Consider the following 17,422-nt stretch of genomic DNA (forward strand, 5'->3'; position numbering starts at 1 on the left):
TCGCAGCCATACCCGTATCCCCTACGGCCCCCGCCGCATCGCCGCGTACAGCACCCGCAGCGTGAGGATCGCGCTCACCGCCAGCAGGTTGTAGCCCAGCAGCGGGAAGAGCTCCAAGTGGTCCGTGACGCGCGGGCCGCGGCCCGTGCCGAGGGCGAGGAGCAGGACCGCCATCAGGCCCGTGCCCGACGCCAGAAGCGTCACCAGGAGCTGGTGGACCAGGCCCGCGATGAAGCGGCGGTCGCGGTCGTCGGCCAGCAGCCGAACGCGGGCGGTGAGGCGGCCCTGTTCGACGGACGCGGTGATACGTTCCGCCCGCCGCGGCAGGCGGCGCAACATCGGCAGTATCGGCAGAAGCTCCTGAGCCACCGTACGGGTCAACGCCGCGGCATCCAGCGGCTGAGCATCCCAGGGCGTCTCCTCCTGGGCATCGTGGGCGTACGGAGCGCCGGTCAGCGTCGCGTACGTGCGCGTCGCGTGCGAGGCCAGACGGCTCGCGGGGGCCGTCGCGAGGCGTTCGGTCACCAGCGCCGTCGCCACCCGCCGTGCCTCCGCGACCAGTTCGAAGCGCGGCGAGATGCGGGTCAGCGTCCCCTCCAGGGTCGCCAACGCCCGGAAGACCGCCGCGACCTCGGGTGGCACGGCCAGTCCGAAGCGGGTCAGCAGCCGGAACAGCGCGGTGAACGTCTCCGCGTCCGGCCGGCTCGTCGGCCCCAGGTGGCGGGCCATGAAGCGGCCCAACTCCCGTTCCAGCAGCAGCGCGTCCAGCGCCGGCCCGTCGTGGTCGGCCGCATCCGGGCGGGGGCCGAGGAGTTCGAGCAAGGCGTCGCACATGCCCGCCGGGTCGCCGCGGTCAACGGCCAGGAGGAGGTGCTGGATCGCGTCCCGCACGGTCGCGTCGATCCGGCCCACCGAACCGAAGTCCAGCAGGCCGATCCGCGGCCCGTGCCGTTGATCATCGGCGGCGAGCAGCAGGATGTTGCCGGGATGCGGGTCCGCGTGGAAGACGCCGTCGCGCATGATCTGGCGGAGCATGGCGCCCAGAACCGTGCGGGCCAGCGCCTCCCGGTCCAGGCCACGCGCGTCGGCATCGGCCCCGGCGTGATCCAGCGTCACCCCGTCCAGCCACTCCTGGACCAGCACGCGCGCCGATGACAGCTCATGGTGCACTGCCGGTACGCGTACGGGCGCATCCGACGCACGCCCGTCGCCTGCCGCGGCGACCGCGTCCGCGTTGCGGGCCTCGATACGGAAGTCCAATTCCTCCCGTACGGCGACCGCGAAACCGTCCGCCAACTCCCGTAGCCCCAGCCCCTGGACGGAGCGCGCCCGTACGTGCAGCCCCTGCGCCATGGCCAGCACGATGTCGAGGTCGCGCTCGGCCGTCTCCCGGATGCCGGGGCGTTGGACCTTGACCACGACCGTCGATCCGTCGCGCAGGGTCGCTCGGTGAACCTGGGCGATGGATGCCGCGGCGAGCGGCTCGCGGTCGAACTCGGCGAAGACCGCGTCGAGGGGCGCGCACAGCTCCTCGCGCAGCACGGCCTCGACCTCGTCCCAGGGCGCTGGCGGTACGTCGCTCTGCAGCCGGCTCAACTCGTCGACGAAGTGCGGGGGCAGGAGATCACGGCGCGTGGAGAGGACCTGGCCCAGCTTGATGAACGTGCCACCGCACTCCTCGAGCGCCAAGCGCAGCGAGAGCGCCGCCTCGCGCCCGGCCGCGTCGGCGCCGACGGCCCGGTCGAGGCTGGCGCGGCCACGGACGTACCGTCCGAGGCCGTGGCGCATGAAGATACGGCTGATCTGGGAGTAGCGGCGGGCGTGGGTGAGCCGGCGGCGTACGGCGCGTGTCCACTGCACCGGGCGCGGCCAACTGCCGGACGGGACGAGGAACTCGACGACCACCAGGAGCGCCATCGCGGCGAGGAGCGAGACGGTGATCGAGACGGTGGAGAGCGCGGTACGGCTGTCCGTGTCGTGCAGGGACTGGTTGAACATCTGGAACGCGGTCATCCCGGCCGCGCATGCAACGAGCGTGCGCAACACGCCGATACGGATCCCGAGGAGGCGTCGCGCGCCGACCGAGATCCCGGTGAAGAAGATGCCGACCGTGGCGAGGACGATGACGGCGGTGAGGAACCAGTGCGCGGCCTGGTCGAACGCGGTGGTGGCGAAGGCGGTCGCCGTATGGCCCGCGGCAGCGTCCGGGGACCCGTACGTGAGGGGGAACTCGTGCAGGTGGGAGTGGGTTTGCCGCAGCCCTCGCGGAAGCGGGAGGTCCCGAGGGAACAGGACCGCCCGCGGAAGCGGGAGGTCCCGAGAGAACAGGAGCGCCCGCGGGAACGGGAGGCCCCGAGGGCACAAGAGCGCCCGCGGGAACGGGAGGCCCCGAGGGCACAAGAGCGCCCGCGGGAACAGGAGCGCCTGCGGCAGCAGCGACAGGGGCAGCAGCAGCGGCGGCATGGTTGAGGTCCCCCTCCGGGGGAGACAACGGCGGCGGTGTCGGGCCCGCGACCGGGGCCTCCGGGACGTCGGAATGCCACCGGAGCCTAGGGCATGCTCCGCGCCTCTCGTGCACCCCGCGCACGCCAAGCGCTGCGCGCGCTGACCGTCGGGTGCGCACGTCGCGCCCGAGGATCGCGCGGAGCGTCCGGCTGCGAGCGCGCAGGGCGGGCCCCCGCAGCGGCAGTTCACGGACCACGTGCCCCGCTGCGCGAGCCCACTGCGCGGGCCACGCGGCAAGCGCCCCGCTGGGCAGACCGATTGCGCGCGCTACGGCACGAATGCCACGGTCAGGCGCCCCACTGCGCGCGTCCACGGAGGTGCCGCTCCGGCGTCGGGTCGGCCGGGCCCCCCGGGCTGCCGGACCACCAGGTCGCGGGGGCTTCGGCGGCTGTGGGGGCTGTGGGGCGGCGGGGGCCCGGACCGATGACCCGCCTGGGCGCCGGCTCGGGCCGACAACCCCCGAGCCGGCGAGCCGCTCACCCCGAACTGGAAGCACCAGCCCATCGGCTACCACGCAGGCCACCTGGTCGCCAGGCTGCGGGCGACGCCAGGCCTCCAAGGCGCCGCACACCAGGACTCCGGGCCTCCGTGCCGACGGCCTTCAAACCGCAAGGCCGCCAAGCCCCCAGTCCCCCAGTCCGCCGGTGCACCGGAACGCCGGGGCGCCGGAGCGCCGGAGCGCCGGAGCGCCGGAGCGCCGGAGCGCCAGGATGCCGAGAACGCCAGGCCACCAGGACGCTGGACACCAAGACTTCAGTCCGCGGTGGCCGGCGGCCACGGCGTCGCCCCCGAGCCCGGCCTGGACACCGGGACACCGGGATACCGGGATACCGGGATACCGGGACACCGGACACGGGGACACAGGGACACCGAAGTGCCGGGGCGCGAGAGCCACAGGACGCCAGGCCCCGAGACGACGACCGCCTGGACACGGCCCGGGACAACGGCCCGCATGGACGCCAGGCCGTGCCGACCAACCGCTTGGACGCCAGGCCCGGACGGGCGGCCGCCGGGCCTCCAGGACCACGGACAACAGGACGCCGGGCCGCAGGGCGTCAGGACGAAAGGACGCGGGCGGCGGGCCGCGGGGACGAGCGGACGAGCGGACGAGCGGACGAGCGGCGTCAATTGCGCAGTGCTGCTCGCAGAAACGGTTCCAGGGCCGCGCGCCAGGTGTGCGGCTGGTCGTAGTGGACCAGGTGCCCGGCGTCGGGGATTTCGGCGTACTCGCCACGTGGGAGGACGCGGACCATCTCCTGCGCCTCCGCGCGGCCCAGTTCGCCGTCGATGCCGCGAACCACCAGCGACGGGCACCGGACCAGGGCCAGTTCCTCCCAGTGGGCGTCGTGCACCCAGGTCGCGCGGGCCATCAGCATCTGGCGCGGGGAGAACACCGGGCGCCAGCCGTCCGCCCGTTCGGCCATGATCTCTGCGTAGAACTCGCCGCGGGAGGGCCGCGGGCGTTCCAGCCAGGGGTCGTCCTCGCCGAACCACTTGCGGACGTCCGCGAGCGTGGCGAAGGGCAGCGGCCAGGTCTTGAACCACTCGGTCCACTCGCGCTGCGACTGCGCGCCCAGCGCGGAGGCCCGCATGTCGCAGATGACCAGCGCCCGTACGAGGTCGGGGCGGTGGGCGGCGAGTTGCCAGGCGGTGAGGGCGCCCATCGAGTGGCCGATGAGGATGACCGGGGCGAGGTCGAGTTGGTCGATCGCGGCCACGGCATCGGCGACATAGGCCTCACGGGAGTACGGCCCGTCGGAGGGCTTCTCGCTGCGCCCGTGACCGCGTTGGTCGAGGGCGACGGCGCGGTGGCGGGCGGAGAGCCAGCGGGCTGTGCCGGCCCAGTGGGAGGCCCGGCCCATCAGCCCGTGCAGTAACAGCACTCCCGGCGCCTTCTCCTCCTCCCCTCCGCCCTTGGGCGGATCGGCGAATTCCCAGGCGGCGAGCCGCACACCGTCGGCTCCGGTCACGTCGATGCGCCGCACCATGTGTCCTCGCACCCCCATTCCTTCCGGCCGCTCCGCGTCGTCGGCCGCAGGGTCCTCGTGCACGTGCTTCCGTACCCGTTGCCCGCGTACGGGGTCGTACACCGCCACATTATCGAACCCCTATTCGAACGAGTGCTTCTGGCGCGTAACACCCCTCGTTCGAGTGACCACGCTCAAGGATTGACGATCCACGCCGAGGGGAGACAGAGACCGGGAGGCGGGCCGTGTGGGGAAGGGGGCTCGCGGGGAACGACCCGGAGAGCTCGGGGCTCCGGGTCGCCTCGGGGGGACCAGGGGAGGCAGGGCCCCGGATGCCGATCACATCGATCGCGCCGGGGCCCTTGCCATGTGCGTCACCAGTGCCCACGGCGCTGCCGACCCCGGCTGAACGATCGGCCTGACGGACATGACCGAAGAACCCGCTTCGCGTCATCCGACTCCCCCTCCCCGACCGCCCGACCGCACAAGCACCCCCCACTGAAAGCCCGCGCGCCATATGCCGCAGCACCAGCGTCGCACGCCCCGCGCGCGAGCGCTGCCGTTCCGGCACGTTTGCCCGGTAAACCGGAGGATTCAGGCCCGCCGGCACGCCCCGGGCGCAAGCCTGTGCGTCAACTCAGCGCTCTCACAAGGGAGTTCGGCGAAGGAGAGAGCAACGAGGGGAGCAGGAGCAACGGGTGGGCGAAGGAGGAGCGAGGTCCGGCACGGCACGCGGGGACCATCGGGAGACAGGGGGCCTCCGCGTCAGCACACCGGCCGAGTCCCCAAGCGACCGCAGGCGATCTCTGCGGTGTCAGGCGACCTGTGACGGTCTCAGGCGATCCTGGCGGTCAGGCGTTACAGCGGGACGGCGGTCTCAGACGGGACGGTCGGTCCAAGTCGCTGCACGAAGACGGCGGTGGTCGGTGTGACGCCCTCGGACGGTGCGAAGCGTTCAGCGCTTCGCCACGAACACATGCGACGCGATGTCCGCCGCCAGCTCCGCCGCCTCGCCGCTGCTTCCTACCAGCACACCGCCCGCCGACTCCGTCACGCTCACCACCGCGCCCGGCTGCACCCCGGCACGCCGCAGTGTGTACATCAGCTGCGCGTCCGTCTGGATCGGCTCGCCGATCCGGCGCACGACGGCCGTCTTGCCCTCCGTACCCGGGGCGAGGTCCACCAGGCTCACCATGCCCTCGTCGAGGAACGGGTCCGCCTCGGCCTTCTCCCCCAGCTCGTCCAGGCCCGGAATCGGGTTCCCGTACGGCGATTCGGTCGGGTGGCGCAGCAGCTCCAGCACGCGGCGCTCCACCGCCTCGCTCATCACGTGCTCCCAGCGGCAGGCCTCGGCGTGCACCTGCTCCCACTCCAGGCCGATCACGTCGACGAGAAGGCACTCCGCGAGCCGGTGCTTGCGCATCACCCGGGTCGCCAGCCTGCGCCCCTCCTCGGTGAGCTCCAGGTGCCGGTCGCCTGCGACATGGAGGAGGCCGTCACGCTCCATGCGCGCCACGGTCTGGCTGACCGTCGGACCGCTCTGATCGAGCCGTTCGGCGATCCGGGCGCGCATCGGGACCACACCTTCTTCCTCGAGCTCCAGAATGGTGCGGAGATACATCTCCGTGGTGTCGATGAGTCCGGACATGCGTGCCCCTCGGTATGTCGTGCCGTGGCCCCTCAACCCAATTCTGACGCATGCCACCGACAACCGAGCCCGGCGTGCGCTGCGCCGGAGCCCGGCGCCCGTGTGGTGTACGTGGACGCGGCGGCCCGTCCGGGGCGGTGGCGCGCCGGGAGGCGGTATTGACAGCGCACCGGTGACGGCCGCACCGTGATCGCCAAGCTGGTACGTACCTATGCCCGCGGGCCGGTCCATCCGGACCGTCCCGTGCCGTCCGTACTCCCACGCGCACGTTTCGGCCGACTCCCACAGGCCCCCACCGACTCGACAGACCCGACAGAAAGGCCACCGCGGCGATGAGCGAGAGCAAGCTGGCCGGGCAGTTCTTCGACGCCGCCATCGAGCTGTTGCGGCTGGTCCGCGACGAGGAGGCCGCGAACATCGGCGCGGCGGGCGAGATGGTCGCCGACACCGTGGAAGGCGGCGGGCGGCTGTTCGCCTTCGGCGCCGGGCACTCCTCGCTTCCCGCCCAGGACGTCGTGTACCGCGCGGGCGGCCTCGGCCTGATGAACCTGCTCGCGGTGCCGGGCACCGTCGGCGTGGACGTCGTGCCCGCCACGCTGGGCAGTGCGCTGGAGCGTGTCGAGGGCCTTGCCTCGGCCGTCCTGGAGAGCGGCCCTGCCCGGTCCGGGGACCTGCTGGTCATCATCTCGCTGTCCGGGCGCAATCAGCTCCCCGTGGAAATGGCCCTCAAGGCCCGGGAGACGGGGATCAAGGTGATCGGCCTGACCTCGGTGGCGTACGCGGACGGCACCGGTTCCCGGCATCCGTCCGGCACCTACCTCAAGGACCACTGCGACCTCGTCGTCGACAGCAAGATCGCGATCGGCGACGCGGAGCTGAGCGCCGAGGGCATCGACGTGCCCTTCGGGCCTGCGTCAACCGTTGTCACCAGCGCCGTGATGCAGGCCGTCATGGCCACGGCGGCGGGCGAACTGGTCGGCAGGGGCATCACGCCACCACTGCTGCGCTCGGGCAATGTGGACGGCGGGCACGAGTGGAACCGGCGGGTGTTCGCCGAGTACGCGGACCGGATCTACTTCCGGCACGCATAGACCCCCGAACTGGTAGACCCCCAAACCGGAAGACCCTCCAACCGGTAGACCCCCAAACCGGAAGACGCTCGCCCCGGGCGCATGTCCGCACCGGCGACTCCGTACCGGCAATCGTCCGTACGGGCACACGTCCGCACCGGCGCGCGTCCATACGGACAGACGTCCCTACCGCCACACGTCCGTACGGGCACGCCAACTCCGCACGTACGGAGGGGTGCGGGCGCCGGCCGGGTACCGCGGTCAGCCCTGCTGGGACCGCCTGCGCACGTGGTCCGACAGATCGAGCGCTCCGGCCACCCGTGACGCGACATCCTCCGCATACGCCGCGTCCGGCCGGTCGAAGGAGCGCCGGCCCGCCGAGCGCAGGAAGGTCAGCACGCCCAGCGTCCGGCCGCGGCTGCGCAGCACCACGCACAGGGCGTGCAGCGAGTCGTCCGGCCACTGGCGCTCCCGCGCCCACTGGCGGGCCTCCTCAGCAGCCGAAGCGTCATCGCCCGTGTCGCCGCGCCCCGTGCCCGTACGGCCCTGTCGCCGGCCCGGGCCACCCGCGTACAGCGGGTCCGCACTCGCCCGCACCGCCCCGGTGCGCTCCGCTGCCTGGAGGGCGGGGTGGCCCTCGTCGTAGCGGACGGGGATGCCGCCGTACGTGATCGGGGAGCAAGGACCGCCGGAGCCCGCGGGCGTGGCCGCGGCGCGGACGAGCCGGACCGGCTCCTCCCGCGTGGCCAGATCGAGCAGCGCGTGGTCGGCGAAGCCCGCGAGCGCGAAGTCGATGTAGACGGTTGCCGCTTCGCCGGAGTCCTCGCAGTCGGCGGCGGTACGGGCGGCGCGCTGCATCTGGTTGGTCCGGAAACGGACCATCGAGTTCTCCTGTTCGAGGTGCTTGGCCTCGGTGACGTCCTGGAAGAACCAGCTCACACCCAACGGAACAGGTTCCTCCGCGAGCGGGGACGCCAGCCGCAGGAACCCGCTGCGCCAGCACCGGCGCTCCCCCTCCCCCTGCCCATCGGGGCCGCGGAGCGTGACCCATACGTCGGCGGGCGCTGCCGGTGCCCCCTCGGCCAGCACGTGCTGGAAGGCGCTCTCGAGCTCTTCCAGGCCCTGTGACAGCAGCTCCCCCAGGGGGCGCCCGAGCACCGCCGTACGCCCCACGCGCAGGGCACGCGCCGCGTAGGCGTTGGCGACGGCGGGGCGCAGGTCGGCGTCGATGAGGACCGCGCCCCAGGGGGCGTCGTCGAACAGTGCCTCACTGAGCGCGATGGAACGCTCGAGATCGATCTGGGCGTGCACCTCGCTGAAGGCGCAGTAGACACCGGCAGCGCGTCCGTCCGCGCCGCGCACCCCCGCGGACTGAGTGCGTACGAGGACGCGGCCGCCGTCCTTGGTGAGCAGCGCGAAGTCGTGGACCTGCCGGCCGGGGGCGTTCATGGCGGCCAGCAGACGGCCCTCGACCTCGTCGGCATCGGCGGTCCGCACCGCCCAGCCGGAGAGGCCGCGGCGGCCTATGGCCTCCTCGGCGCTCCAGCCGAGAATGCGCTGCGCCTCCCGGTTCCAGTGGGTGACGACACCGTCCGCGTCGAACGCGCACAGGGCCGCGTCCATGCCGTCCAGCAGCGCCGCGAGCAGATCGGTGTCCTCGGAATCCTTGGGGCGCGGCTCGGGCGCCGGCGCTGGTCCTGCGGGGCCCGGGGGCGGCTCCTCGCCGTGCGCGGCCGCGGAGCTGTCCACGGCGGGCGCGTCCGTGGTCGCGGCGGCCTCGCCGGGGCCGGGAGGAGGCCCGGGCTTCTCCGCTCCGGCGGTGCCTGCAGGTTCGCCCGGGCCCGGTGAATCAGGGCCCGATGAGCCCGGGCCCGATGAACCAGGGTCCTGTGGGCCCGGGCCGGACGACCCGGACGAGCCCTGGCCCGGTGAGCCGGAGCCTCCGCCGCCCGGGTGGGTGGGGCCGGGAGGCCGGGAAGCGTTCACCTGGCACCTCCTGCTCGACGTGGCTGCGTGTGCCGCACGTCGGATCATTCAAGTGGAACGTGATGCACCACACACAGTGTTCCTGGAAATTGTTGCGCGCCGGAAATGGGTTGTCGCGGGACAGGGAGCCTGCCTAGCGTGTGGAGCACACGAGAAGGGAGGTGGTTCGGCAGATGTATGAAATCCGGACGCGTGAGGTGGCTGCGGGCTAGCAGTCCGTCGTCGCGCTCAGCGCACCGCCGGACAACGCGGGCGATCCGCGTGATGCCGGCCTTATCCCAACGCAGTCACCCGACCCGCGGGCTGCCGGTACGTCCGACCGGCCTCCTGGCGCCTCTCGCGCCGGGGGAAAGAGCCCGCGGGTCGTCTGCGTCCTGGGTCCTCCCGGGCTGTACGCCCCCCGGCCGCAGTGGTACGCCCTCGGGCGGACAGCGGTACGCCCTACGGCCTCAGCGGTACACCCGGATGTACGGACCGTACGCCCCATCCTACGGACCGTACGCCCGGCACTACGGGCTGTACGCCCCGACGCCGCACGCACCGCTTCCTCGGCTCGTACGGAGTGCCTGATGTACGGAGTGCCTGACGTACGGAGTGCGTGCACCGCACCGGGCGGACACATCTGCATCCGCTCCCGGACTCCTCTGCGGTCCCGAAAGTCCCCGGCCCGGAGGCCTCCCGCGGTGACCACCACACCCGAAACAACCCCGTCGGCCCGGGCCGCGGTCGCGGTCCTACCGGTCCTCCAGTACGACGGCTACCGGCCGAGAGGCCCGCCCCTACGGGCACAGACGCTCCACCCGCCAGGTGTCGTCCTCCGTGCGGGAGTAACGCAGGCGGTCGTGGAGGCGGTTGGCCCGGCCCTGCCAGAACTCGACGGTCTCGGGCCGGACGCGATAGCCGCCCCACCCCGGTGGGACCGGGACCTGCTCGCCCTCCGGGTAGCGGTCGGCGAGTTCGCCGTAGAGGCGGTCGAGTTGCTCGCGTGAGGCGACGACCGACGACTGCGTGCTGGCCCAGGCGCCGAGCTGCGATCCGTGCGGCCTGGTGCGGAAGTACGCGGCCGTCTCGTCGCGGCCGGTCCGCTCCGCGACACCGCCGACGATGACCTGGCGGGCGATCGGGTGCCAGGGGAAGAGCAGGGAGATCTGAGCGTTTGCGGTGAGTTCGCGGCCCTTGCGGGAGCCGTAGTTGGTGTAGAAGACGAAACCGCGCTCGTCGTACTGCTTCAGCAGCACCGTGCGCGAACTGGGCCGCAGCGTGGCCGGGTCCGCCGTCGAGACGATCACGGCGTTCGGCTCGAAGATCCCGCTCGCCGCCGCCTCCTCGAACCAGCGGCAGAACTGTTCCATCGGCTCCGCGGCCACGTCCGGTTCCGCCAGCCCCTCGGCCCGGTAGTGCTCCCGCATGGCGGCCGGGTCGAGCGAGCGCCTGGTCGGGGGTTCCGGGTCCAGCTTGATCGGGTGTTCCGGGTCGACGTGTGCCACGCACTTATCTTGCAACATCGTCCGGGACGGCCACCGGGCGCCTCCGCTTCCGGTGATCTTGGCGGCTTCCCGAGTCGGCACACGCGCGGCACTCCGTGCACCCACACCTTCCGCAAGCACGGCCGTACGCAAGCTTCGCCGTACGCACCGCAACCACGCCGTACGACCGCAAGCACTGCCTCACGCACCGCAAGCAACGGCCGTACGCACCGCAACCACGCCGTACGACCGCAAGCACCGCCTCACGCACCGCAGGCACCGCCTTACGCACCGCAGGCACCGCCGTACGAACCGCAGGCACAGGCCGCCGCACAGGCCGCGTGACCAGCGTCTGCATGTGCGCCCAGCCGTGCAGCCGCCCGTGCAGCGGCAGAGTCTGCCCCGCCCGGGGCGCCGTGAACCCTCTTGCGCCGTCGCGGCACGGTGTGCCGCTTCTCACGCTTCCCCGCGCCCGCCGAAAGCGTCAAACTCTCCGCTGGACCACTATCGCCGACCGGAAGCCCGAGCAATGGCGGGTCCGGCCTGTACTGACGTGTACTGATTAATAGAGACCCGTAGGGACACTGCATCGACCGGTGAACGACCCCGCCCGCCCGGGCCGGGATGAGCAGCGTCTTCGCGGGGCATCACCGGGGTGACCGTACGGACCGCGAGCCACCCGCCGAGGCCGCGTACCCGCCCGGCACCCAGCCCCCGAGCCCAGCCCCTCAGAGCCCAAACCCCCGAATCCCGGCCCGATCCGACCCCGGACCCCTCCGAGCCCGCATCGCACCTGGCCCGGACCACTCCGGTCCCACACCCCCGGACCACCGAGACCACCCAGAACACCCAGAACACCCAGACCGCCTGGTCACACAAGCCGCACGCCACAGGCAGCACGAGCCGCGTGTAGACCACATCACGAGGAGCCGCCAGATGTCCGACTTCGTACCCGGACTCGAGGGAGTCGTCGCGTTCGAAACGGAGATCGCCGAACCCGACAAGGAAGGCGGCGCGCTCCGCTACCGAGGCGTGAACATCGAGGATCTGGTGGGTCACGTCTCCTTCGGTAATGTCTGGGGTCTGCTGGTCGACGGCAGCTTCAACCCGGGCCTGCCTCCCGCGGAGCCGTTTCCGATCCCCGTGCACTCCGGCGACATCCGCGTGGACGTGCAGTCGGCGCTCGCGATGCTCGCCCCCGTATGGGGGCTGAAACCGCTGCTCGACATCGACGAGGCCCAGGCGCGCGACGACCTCGCCAGGGCCGCGGTGATGGCCCTGTCCTACGTCGCGCAGTCCGCGCGCGGCCAGGGCCTGCCGATGGTGCCGCAGCGGGAGATCGACAAGGCAGACACGGTCGTCGAGCGGTTTATGAAGCGCTGGCGCGGGGAGCCCGACCCGCGGCACGTCAAGGCGGTCGACGCGTACTGGACCTCCGCGGCCGAGCACGGCATGAACGCTTCCACCTTCACCGCCCGCGTCATCGCCTCCACCGGCGCGGACGTCGCCGCGGCGCTGTCGGGCGCCGTCGGTGCCATGTCCGGGCCGCTGCACGGAGGGGCACCGTCCCGGGTCCTCGGCATGATCGAGGAGATCGAGCGGACGGGCGACGCCGAGGCGTACGTGAAGCAGGCGCTGGACAAGGGCGAGCGGCTCATGGGCTTCGGCCACCGCGTGTACCGCGCGGAGGACCCGCGGGCGCGCGTCCTGCGCCGTACGGCCAAGGAGCTGGCCGCGCCGCGCTTCGAGGTCGCGGAGGCGCTGGAGCGCGCCGCACTGGAGGAACTGCACAACCGGCGGCCGGATCGCGTCCTGGCCACGAACGTCGAGTTCTGGGCGGCGATCGTGCTGGACTTCGCCGAGGTCCCGGCGCACATGTTCACCTCGATGTTCACCTGCGCCCGTACGGCCGGGTGGAGCGCGCACATCCTGGAGCAGAAGCGGACGGGGCGGCTCGTGCGGCCGTCGGCCCGCTACGTGGGGCCCGCGGCGCGCGACCCGCGCGCCATCGAGGGCTACGAGGACCTCGCCCGCTGAGGATCATGACGGCCCCGGTCGCGCCGGGCCCACCGCTCTTGCGCACACCCGCCTCCGCCACCGGGGACGGGTGTGTGCATTGCCGCGACTCCGAGTGTGTGCATTGCCGGGACTCCGGACACCCGATCGATGGCGCGTCACGCCCCTCAGGCCGTGCGGTCCAGCGCCTCGTCGAGGATCCGCGCCCACTGCTCGACGACGCGGGCCCTGCGCGCCGCGTCGTCCGTCAGAAGGTTCGCCAGCCCCAGCCCGCGCGCCATGTCCAGCAGCCCCTGGACGGTCTCCCGTACGCCGGGCCTGCTCTCGTCCGCGCCCAGCAGTTCCACGGCCATCCGGTGCGTCTCGCGGCCGACCCGGGCCTCCAGCGCGGTCACCCGCTTCTTCAGGGGTTCCCCGCCCGCCTCCGCCGGGGAGTCGTCCGGCAGCGTCGAGGCCGCCACCCAGAGCTGGAGCGCAGCCCGGAACAGCGGACCGGTGTAGAGGTCGACGAGCTGCTCGACGATCATCCAGGTACGGGTCGGCGTCCCGGGCGCCGGCAGGTCCCGGGTGAACTCCCGCAGCGCGCCGGACCGCATCTCCGCCACGTGCCCGACCGCAGCCGTGAACAGGTCCTCACGGGTCGGGAAGTGGTGCTGGGCCGCGCCCCGGGAGACCCCGGCCCGCTCGGCGACCACCATGACGGTGCTGCCGCTCCAGCCGTGCTCGGCCAGGCAGGCCACCGCTGCCTCCAGCAGGCGCTGCCGGGTGGCCCGGCTGCGGTCCTGCTTGGGGTCGCGTACGGATGCCCGGCCGGTCACCGCGCCCATGCCGGGCTCCTTCGCTCCAGGAAGGCCGTCATGCCCTCGCGCGCCTCGTCCGAGGTGAACAGCCGGGCGGAGGTCTCGGCGAGGTGCCCTGTGTCCCGGTCGAAGGCGCGCAGCACCTCGGCGGTCGCGAGCTTCTTGGACTCGGCCAGGCCCTGCGGGGAGCCCTTGCGCAGCCCGTCGAGGACGGGTTCCAGCGCCGCGTCCACGTCGTCGGCGGCGAGCGTCAGCAGGCCGATACGGGCTGCCTCCGCCGCGTCGAACTTCTCGCCGGTGAGGTAGTAGCGGCTCACTGCCCGCGCGTCGAGCCGGGGCAGCAGCGGCAGCGAGATCACGGCCGGGGCGAGCCCCAGCCGTGCCTCGGTGAACGCAAAGCGGGCGCCGCCGGCCGCAACGGTGATGTCGCAGGCGCCCATCAGGCCGATGCCGCCCGCCATCGCATGGCCGGTCAGCCGGGCGACGACGGGCTTGGGCAACTCCACGATCGTGCGCATGAGCCGGGCGAGCCCGAGCGGTGCGGCCGTACCGGCCTCGCCCGCCCGCGCCTCGCTCAGGTCCGCACCCGCGCAGAAGGTGCGGCCGGTGTGGGTCAGGACGACGGCCCGCGTCTCGTCGTCCGCGGCGGCCGCCTCCAGTCCCGCGTACAGCTCGGTCACCAGGCGCGAGGAGAGCGCGTTGCGGTTGCGCGGCGAGTCGAGCGTCAGGGTGGTGATGCCGCGCTCGCGGACGCGGTGCACGAGCGGCCGGTCCGCACCATCCGCGGCCTGCGCGCCACCACCATCCGCGGCCTGCGCGCCACCGCTGTGCCTGTCCGCGGCCTCCGGCCCGTTCGCCGCATCCTCCGTGTTCCGTGTCATGAGGGCGATGCACTCCTTTCCCGGTCCCGCAGTTCGCGCCGGAGCACCTTGCCGCTCATGGCGCGGGGCACCGCGTCGAGGAACTCGACCCGGCGCACCTTCTTGTACGGCGCGACCCGCTCGGCAACGTACGCCATGACCTCCTCCTCCGTGATCGCCGCCCCCTGCTGTGGGACGACGTACGCCTTGGGGACCTCGTTGCCGTCGCCGTCCGTCACCCCGGCCACGGCCGCGTCCGCGATCCGGTCGTGGGTGAGCAGGACGGCCTCCAGGTCGGCGGGCGCGACCTGGTAGCCCTTGTATTTGATGAGTTCCTTGACGCGGTCGACGACGAAGAGCCAGCCGTCGTCGTCCACGCGTCCCACGTCGCCGGTGCGCAGCCAGCCGTCCTCGTCGATCATCGCGGCGGTGGCCTCCGGCTGCCCGAGGTAGCCCTTCATCACCTGGGGGCCCCGGATGACGATCTCGCCCTCCTCGCCGGGCTCCGCTTCCTTCTGCGGGTCGTCGAGGGAGAGCAGCCGCATCTGCGTGCTCGGGATCAGCTTGCCGACGGTTCCGGGCGGTGCGTTGCGCGCGTGGCGTGGCACGACGTGCGTGCCCGGGGACAGTTCGGTCATCCCGTACGCCTGCATGACCGGGGGGAGCCCGAGGCGGCGCGAACAGGCCGTGGCGAGTCCGGCGTCGAGCGGCGCGGCCGAGCAGACGATGTACTCGAGCGACGACAGGTCGTGGTCGTCGACGGCCGGGTGCTTGGCGAGCGCCAGCACGATGGGCGGGGCCACGTAGAGGGCGTTGACGCGGTGCTTCTCGATGGCGGCCAGGAACTGGCCGAGGTCGAAGCGGGGCAGCACGACGACCGTGGCGCCGGTGCGCAGCGGTGCGTTCAGCAGGGCCGTGAGGCCGTAGATGTGGAAGAACGGCAGGACGGCCAGGGCCCGGTCGCCGGGTCCGCTGGGCACGAGGGCGCTGAGCTGCGTGAGGTTGGTGGCGATGCTGCGGTGGGTGAGCATCACGCCCTTGGGGATACCGGTCGTCCCGGACGAGTACGGCAGGGCCGCGAGGTCCTCGGCCGGGTCGATGGTGACGTCCGGCTCGGGTGCCGTCGAGGCGAGCATGTCGAGGACGGAGCGGTGTCCGTCGGCGGTGTCGCAGACGAAGATCTCCCGTATGCCGCCCGCCTTTTCGGCCGCCCGGCGTGCGGTGTCGAGCAGGGGCGAGACGGTGACGATCCACCGCGCCCGGCTGTCGTGCAGCTGGCGGGCGAACTCCTCGACGGTGGCCAGGGGGTGGACGGTGGTGACGGCGGCGCCGGCTCGCGTGGCGCCGTAGAAGACCGCGGGGAAGGCGATGGTGTTGGGACTGTGCAGGGCGAGGACGTCGCCCTTGCGCACGCCCGTCTCGGCGAGGGCGGCCGCGATGCGGCGGGTGAAGCGGTCGAGCCGGGCGTGGCCGAGGGTGGTGCCGTCGACGCCGTCGATCAGCGCGGGCAGGTCGCCGAACTCGGCGGCCCGGCCGAGGACGGCGTCGTGGATGGGCTGGTCGAGGGCCGGGACATCGGCGTACTCACTGCGGAACACCATGGCGATCCCTTTCGACGTCGGTGCGGGACGAGAGCCGGGGCGGGAACGGGGCAAACCATCGCCGCCACGCCATCCGGGCAGGTCTACCCGGGACGAGAGCCGGGACGAGAGCCAGGGCGGGACCCGGGCGGGACCCGGCGGGACCCGGGCCTCGTGACGGGTGAGGACCGGGCCGGGTGCCGGGCGCGTGGTGCCGGGGTGGAGCAGCGGTGGAGGCGTGAGGACACCACCGTCCCCCGTGTCAGTAGGACTTGGGGAGACCAAGGGACTGGTGGGAGACGAAGTTGAGGATCATCTCGCGGCTGACGGGGGCGATACGGGCCACGCGCGAGGCGGTGATCAGCCTGGCGAGGCCGTACTCGCGGGTGAGGCCGTTGCCGCCGAGGGTGTGGACCGCCTGGTCGACGGCGCGGGCGGCGGCTTCGGCGGCGGCGTACTTGGCCATGTTGGCGGCCTCGCCCGCGCCCATGTCGTCGCCCGCGTCGTAGAGATGGGCCGCCTTCTGCGTCATCAGCCGGGCCAGCTCGATCTCGATGTGCGCCTGGGCGAGGGGGTGGGCGATGGCCTGGTGGGAGCCGATCGGGTCCTTCCACACGGTACGGGTGCGGGCATAGTCGAGCGCCCGGCCGAGCGCGTAGCGGCCCATGCCGAGCGCGAACGCGGCGGTCATGATGCGCTCGGGGTTGAGCCCGGCGAAGAGCTGGAGGAGGCCGGCGTCATCTTCGCCGACCAGGGCATCGCCGGGCAGCCGTACGTCGTCCAGCACCAGCTCGAACTGCTTCTCCGGCGCGGAGAGTTCCATGTCGATGGGGTTGTACTGGAAGCCCGGGGTTTCGCGGTCCACGATGAACAGGCAGGGCTTGAGCTTGCCGGTGCGGGCGTCCTCGGTGCGGCCCACGATCAGCGTCGCGTCGGCGAAGTCCACTCCGGAGATGAAGACCTTGCGGCCGGTGAGCAGCCAGTCGCTCCCGTCGCGGCGGGCGGTGGTGACGATGCGGTGGGAGTTGGAGCCTGCGTCGGGCTCGGTGATGCCGAACGCCATCAACTTGCTGCCGTCGGCGAGGCCCGGGAGCCAGGACCGCTTCTGTTCCTCGGTGCCGAAGCGGGCGATGACGGTGCCGCAGATGGCGGGTGAGACGACCATCATCAGCAGCGGGCAGCCCGCGGCGCCCAGCTCCTCCAGGACGATGGACAGCTCGACGATGCCGCCGCCCCCGCCGCCGTACTCCTCGGGGAGGTTCACGCCGAGATAGCCCAGCTTCGCGGCCTCGGCCCACAGTTCGTCGGTGTGCCGGCCCTCCCGGGTGACGGTGTCGAAGTAGTCGTGTCCGTAGCGGGCGCCGAGCGCGGCGACGGCGACGCGGAGGTCTTTGTTCTCGGCGGACTCGATGACGGCGGTCATGCGGGACTCCTCCTCGGTCGGGCTGACGGGGTGAGGTGCGCGGAGCAAAGGGGGTGCGGTGCAAGGGAGTTCGGGGTGCGGGAGTTACGGGACCGGTCCGT

At 72.5% G+C, this 17,422-nt stretch carries 11 protein-coding genes; 2 read left to right on the top strand and 9 right to left on the bottom strand.

Annotated elements, in window-relative coordinates; all coding sequences use genetic code 11:
* Positions 1-21 precede the first annotated feature (21 nt).
* From AB0M26_RS19840 to AB0M26_RS19850, 3 genes are all read right to left on the bottom strand, one after another.
* The gene (locus tag AB0M26_RS19840) at positions 22-2,463 is read right to left on the bottom strand and encodes an AarF/UbiB family protein (RefSeq protein WP_365262730.1); all 2,442 of its coding nucleotides are present in this window, start codon (positions 2,461-2,463) and stop codon (positions 22-24) included.
* Positions 2,464-3,629: 1,166 nt separating this feature from the next.
* The gene (locus AB0M26_RS19845) at positions 3,630-4,493 is read right to left on the bottom strand and encodes an alpha/beta hydrolase (RefSeq protein WP_365262905.1); all 864 of its coding nucleotides are present in this window, start codon (positions 4,491-4,493) and stop codon (positions 3,630-3,632) included.
* A gap of 934 nt (positions 4,494-5,427) precedes the next feature.
* The gene (locus AB0M26_RS19850; protein WP_365262733.1) at positions 5,428-6,120 is read right to left on the bottom strand and encodes a metal-dependent transcriptional regulator; all 693 of its coding nucleotides are present in this window, start codon (positions 6,118-6,120) and stop codon (positions 5,428-5,430) included.
* A gap of 332 nt (positions 6,121-6,452) precedes the next feature.
* On the opposite strand from AB0M26_RS19850, the gene AB0M26_RS19855 reads away from it, so the two are divergent.
* A complete protein-coding gene (locus AB0M26_RS19855) occupies positions 6,453-7,211 on the top strand; it encodes an SIS domain-containing protein (protein WP_365262736.1) in 759 nt (252 codons plus the stop codon).
* Positions 7,212-7,451: 240 nt separating this feature from the next.
* Here AB0M26_RS19855 and AB0M26_RS19860 read toward each other — a convergent pair whose 3' ends face one another.
* A complete protein-coding gene (locus AB0M26_RS19860; RefSeq protein WP_365262739.1) occupies positions 7,452-8,939 on the bottom strand; it encodes a PAS domain-containing protein in 1,488 nt (495 codons plus the stop codon).
* Positions 8,940-9,955: 1,016 nt separating this feature from the next.
* Positions 9,956-10,585, bottom strand: a complete 630-nt coding sequence (gene pdxH / locus AB0M26_RS19865; RefSeq protein ID WP_365262908.1) for a pyridoxamine 5'-phosphate oxidase — start codon at positions 10,583-10,585, stop codon at positions 9,956-9,958.
* 993 nt (positions 10,586-11,578) lie between these two features.
* On the opposite strand from pdxH, the gene AB0M26_RS19870 reads away from it, so the two are divergent.
* Complete coding sequence (locus AB0M26_RS19870; RefSeq protein ID WP_365262742.1) at positions 11,579-12,679, top strand: citrate synthase 2; 1,101 nt, start codon at positions 11,579-11,581, stop codon at positions 12,677-12,679.
* A gap of 146 nt (positions 12,680-12,825) precedes the next feature.
* Here the strand turns inward: AB0M26_RS19870 and AB0M26_RS19875 are convergent, their stop codons facing one another.
* The 4 genes from AB0M26_RS19875 to AB0M26_RS19890 form a co-directional block, all read right to left on the bottom strand.
* Positions 12,826-13,485 (bottom strand): TetR/AcrR family transcriptional regulator, encoded by a 660-nt coding sequence (locus AB0M26_RS19875; protein WP_365262745.1) that lies wholly within the window; start codon positions 13,483-13,485, stop codon positions 12,826-12,828.
* Positions 13,473-14,339 carry an enoyl-CoA hydratase family protein gene (locus tag AB0M26_RS19880; protein ID WP_365262748.1) on the bottom strand — a complete coding sequence of 289 codons (867 nt, stop codon included), beginning with the start codon at positions 14,337-14,339 and terminating at the stop codon, positions 13,473-13,475. Before AB0M26_RS19880 ends, AB0M26_RS19875 begins: the two co-directional genes overlap by 13 nt.
* The gene (locus tag AB0M26_RS19885; protein WP_365262751.1) at positions 14,336-15,919 is read right to left on the bottom strand and encodes a 4-coumarate--CoA ligase family protein; all 1,584 of its coding nucleotides are present in this window, start codon (positions 15,917-15,919) and stop codon (positions 14,336-14,338) included. Before AB0M26_RS19885 ends, AB0M26_RS19880 begins: the two co-directional genes overlap by 4 nt.
* 241 nt (positions 15,920-16,160) lie before the next feature.
* Positions 16,161-17,321 carry an acyl-CoA dehydrogenase family protein gene (locus tag AB0M26_RS19890; RefSeq protein WP_365262754.1) on the bottom strand — a complete coding sequence of 387 codons (1,161 nt, stop codon included), beginning with the start codon at positions 17,319-17,321 and terminating at the stop codon, positions 16,161-16,163.
* Between the last annotated feature and the right edge of the window lie 101 nt (positions 17,322-17,422).

The sequence above is a fragment of the Streptomyces sp. NPDC051776 genome (assembly GCF_040681345.1).
In the GTDB taxonomy this organism is placed as follows: Bacteria; Actinomycetota; Actinomycetes; order Streptomycetales; family Streptomycetaceae; genus Streptomyces.